At 69.5% G+C, this 3,358-nt stretch carries 2 protein-coding genes and 2 pseudogenes; 1 reads left to right on the forward strand and 3 read right to left on the reverse strand.

From position 1 onward, the window contains the following. Window positions 1-53: 53 nt before the first annotated feature. Window positions 54-344 (forward strand): annotated as a pseudogene (locus DYI24_RS23655) (PilZ domain-containing protein); the annotation flags it as partial. A gap of 42 nt (window positions 345-386) precedes the next feature. On the opposite strand, the gene DYI24_RS23660 reads toward DYI24_RS23655, so the two are convergent. The 3 genes and pseudogenes from DYI24_RS23660 to DYI24_RS28435 form a co-directional block, all read right to left on the reverse strand. Continuing rightward, complete coding sequence (locus DYI24_RS23660; RefSeq protein ID WP_164574061.1) at window positions 387-2,159, reverse strand: magnesium chelatase subunit D; 1,773 nt, start codon at window positions 2,157-2,159, stop codon at window positions 387-389. Continuing rightward, window positions 2,156-3,178 (reverse strand): magnesium chelatase ATPase subunit I, encoded by a 1,023-nt coding sequence (bchI, locus tag DYI24_RS23665; RefSeq protein ID WP_107343522.1) that lies wholly within the window; start codon window positions 3,176-3,178, stop codon window positions 2,156-2,158. The genes DYI24_RS23660 and bchI overlap by 4 nt, the downstream gene beginning before the upstream one ends. Before the next feature lie 5 nt (window positions 3,179-3,183). After that, window positions 3,184-3,358: pseudogene (locus DYI24_RS28435) on the reverse strand (hydroxymethylbilane synthase); the annotation flags it as partial.

A 3,358-nucleotide genomic window follows, 5' to 3' on the forward strand; every position in this document is an offset into this window, starting at 1 on the left:
CCACGGCCATCTACACCGTCTATTTCGTCGGAAGCGTCGGATGTGTATAAGGGACAGTCGCCGGCGTGGCGGTGTCGGCCGATGTGCAGCCCGAGATCGGAACCCCGCTGGCGGTCGGCAGCTGCGTCGGCCGGGTGGTGCGGCATCGGCCCGATGGTTTTGCGGTGAAGTTCACCGAGCTGCAGAACCGTAGCGAGCTGGAGTGGCGGATCGCCCGGCCGCCGCAGCGGAACTCGACGGTGGGCGCGCGGGTCGAACGGCTCGCCACCATTGAGGCGCCGCCGTCTCCCCCGACCACGCCACGCGTCGCCGGAGACGACGACGCCTTCGTGCTCGACGCTTAAGATCCAAAATTCTCAGCAAGCTCAGCGATCGCAGAACGCCGATCAGTCCTGCCGAGTCGCGGCCGTGACGGCCTGTGCCAGCACGGTGGCGTCGGCATGCGGCAGCGGCAGGTAGCGCGCGTCCATTTCCTTGGCGAAGGATTCCGCCTGGGGGCCCGGACGCGGCGACATATCGATCACCACCGAGCTAATTCCGGCGACGCGGAACTGCCGGGCCGACGCCTTGGCATCTTCTTCAGCTTGCGGCCGTCCCGGCGCACCGTCGCGCGCGATGTTGGCGCGGCCGTCGGTGAGCACGATCACCGTCGGCGTCTGGCCTTTGCGCTTGATCGAATCCGCCAGCATGAAGGCGCAGTCGAGCCCGGCCGACAGCGGCGTGCCGCCGCCGCCCGGCAATCCGGCGAGACTGCGCTTGGCGCGCGCCAGCGACCGCGTCGGCGGCAACAGGATCTCGGCGATGGTGCCGCGGAACGAGATCATCGCCACCTGGTCGCGGCGGACGTAGCAGTCAGCAAGTAACAGTTCGACCGCGCCTTTGGCTTCGGCGAGCCGGTGCAGCGCCGCCGAGCCGGAGGCGTCGACCACGAAGATGGTGATGGTCTCGGTACGCTGCTTGAAGCGCGCGATCCGGAAATCGTCCTTCTCGACCAGGATGCGCGGCGCACTGCCGTTGCGACCCGCGGCCTGGCGCCGCCGCAGCGGCTGCCACGGCGCCGCAGCGCGCAGCGTCTCAATCACGTTGAGCTTGGAGCCGTCGCGCAGTTCGCCGCGGATGCTGCCGGCGGGACGGCCGCGCTTCTTCGACTTCTGCAGCTCGCCGGCCTTGCCGGCCGAGCGGGCCCGCGCCCGTCCGGCCGAGGCGCGCATCGCCTCCAGCACGCCGGGCGGCATCGCAGCCTTGACGGCGGCGAGGATCACCTCGTCCAGCGCCTTGTCGATGTCGGGCGTCTGCTGCTCTTGATCGTTGTTGTCCTGATTGTCGTCTTCCGGCGGCGGGGGCTCGGGCGGCGGCGGCTCGTCGGCCTGGTCCGGCTGCTCCTGCTGCGGGAACACGGTGGCGCGCGGCGCCAGCACCAGGCGCGCGGCGAGTGTGATGTCGTCCTGCTCGATCTTGGTGCGATCGAACAGCGCGGCGCTCGCCTTGGCGGCGCGGATCGCCAGCAGCGGCGCGCGCAGCGAGATGATGCCGAGCGCAGCCGCGGCGGTGCACACCGCCTCGATCTGCTCGCTCTCGACCTTGATATCGGGGAGCCGCGCGCGAGCGGCGCGGATGTCGTCGAGCGAAATCGGGAAATCATCGGTCTCGCGCCAGGCGAACTGATCGAGATCGAGATGGAAGCCGAGCCGGTCGCGCAGGCCCGCCGGCGAGAACTCGTCCTCGAGCCCTTCGTCGAGCGCCACCACGCCGAACCGCGCCGGCATCCGCAGCGACAGGCCGTCGCGCTCCACCGCGGTCTCGTGCGCGTCCATCGCGGCGGTCAGATACACGTTGGTCGAGGACTGCAGCCGCTCGGCCATCGCCACCACCAGCACGCCGCCGTCGGCTTCCGACAGCAAGCCGCGCTCAGCGACCGGGCGGCCGGCGAGTAGCGTCGCCGACAGGTCGAGCCCGCCGAGCAGGCGGCCGTCGGCGATATGCAGCGGCAGATGTTTGTAGGGTTGTTCAGGCGGCAGCGCGGCGCGCAGCATCGCGAGCCAGCGGTCGCGCACCGGGCCGGCGCGCGAGCGCAGCAACACACCGCCGGTGCCGACCGGATCGACCGCGAACAACTGCGCCGCGGTCACCGCATCGGACCATGCGAGCGCGATGCTCATCCGAAGATTTCGGCAAGCGCGCGATCGACCCGCACGCTGGAGCCGGCGTCGTCGAGCGGATTGCGGCGCAGCCGGTGCCGCAAGGCAGAGGGCGCGATCCGCTTCAGGTGATCATCGGTCACGGTCTTGTCGTGCTCGAGCGCAGCGAGCGCCCGCGCAGCACGCATCAACGTCAGTTCGCCGCGGAGACCGTCGGTGCCGAGCGTCATGCACAGCTTGGCGGCCCGTTCCAGCGCCGCGTCGCTCACGGTGACTTCCGGCAGCCGCTCCTTGGCCTGCGAGATCTTGCGGCGCAGCTTAGTCTCTTCCTTCGACCAATCGGCGACGAAGGCGGCCGGATCGGTCTCGAACGCATCGCGGCGACGCACCACTTCGATGCGTTCCGGCAGCGTGTCCGGGGTCTTCACTTCGACCGACATGCCGAAGCGGTCGAGCAATTGCGGACGCAGCTCGCCTTCTTCCGGGTTGCCGGTGCCGACCAGCACGAAGCGGGCCGGGTGACGAATGCTGAGGCCTTCACGCTCGACCACGTTCTCACCGGAGGCGGCGACGTCGAGCAACAGGTCGACCAGATGGTCTTCGAGCAGGTTGGCTTCGTCGATGTAGAGGAAGCCGCGATGCGCCCGCGCCAACAGGCCCGGCTCGAACGCCTTCTCGCCCTTGGCAAGCGCACGTTCCAGATCGAGCGCACCGACGACGCGGTCTTCAGTGGCGCCGAGCGGCAGATCCACCACCGGCACCGGCACCTGCGCGGTCTTGACCTTGCCGTGCTTGACCTTCTCCTTGCACTCTTCGCAGTAGCGCTCGGGCTGGTCGGGATCGCAATTGTAGCGGCAGCCGACCACGGTCTTCATCTTCGGCAGCAGCGCTGCCAGCGCGCGAACCGCGGTGGACTTGCCGGCGCCGCGGTCTCCGAAGGCCAGCACGCCGCCGACCTTCTGATCCACCGCCGCGATCAGCAGCGCCAGCTTCATCTCGTCCTGGCCGACGATCGCGGAGAACGGAAATACTGTGGCCATTGCGATTACTCCGGCCGGGTCTTTTCGATCACCGCAGCGGCGCCCTTGTCGAGCAGTTCGAGGCCCACCGTGCGGCCGAGCTCGCGCGGCCGATTGGCCGGGCCGGTGCGCGCCGCCTCGCTGAACATCCCGCCCTCCAGGTCGAGAACCGAGGCGCGCAGCGCCATCTCCTCGCCGGTG

Source organism: Rhodopseudomonas sp. BR0C11, from assembly GCF_010820945.1.
GTDB classification, from domain to species: Bacteria; Pseudomonadota; Alphaproteobacteria; order Rhizobiales; family Xanthobacteraceae; genus Rhodopseudomonas; species Rhodopseudomonas palustris_H.

Excerpts from the sequence above, each read along its gene's own strand:
- DYI24_RS23660 (WP_164574061.1), bottom strand. The coding sequence starts at position 2,159 with ATGAGCATCGCGCTCGCATGGTCCGATGCGGTGACCGCGGCGCAGTTG.
- bchI (WP_107343522.1), bottom strand. The coding sequence starts at position 3,178 with ATGGCCACAGTATTTCCGTTCTCCGCGATCGTCGGCCAGGACGAGATG.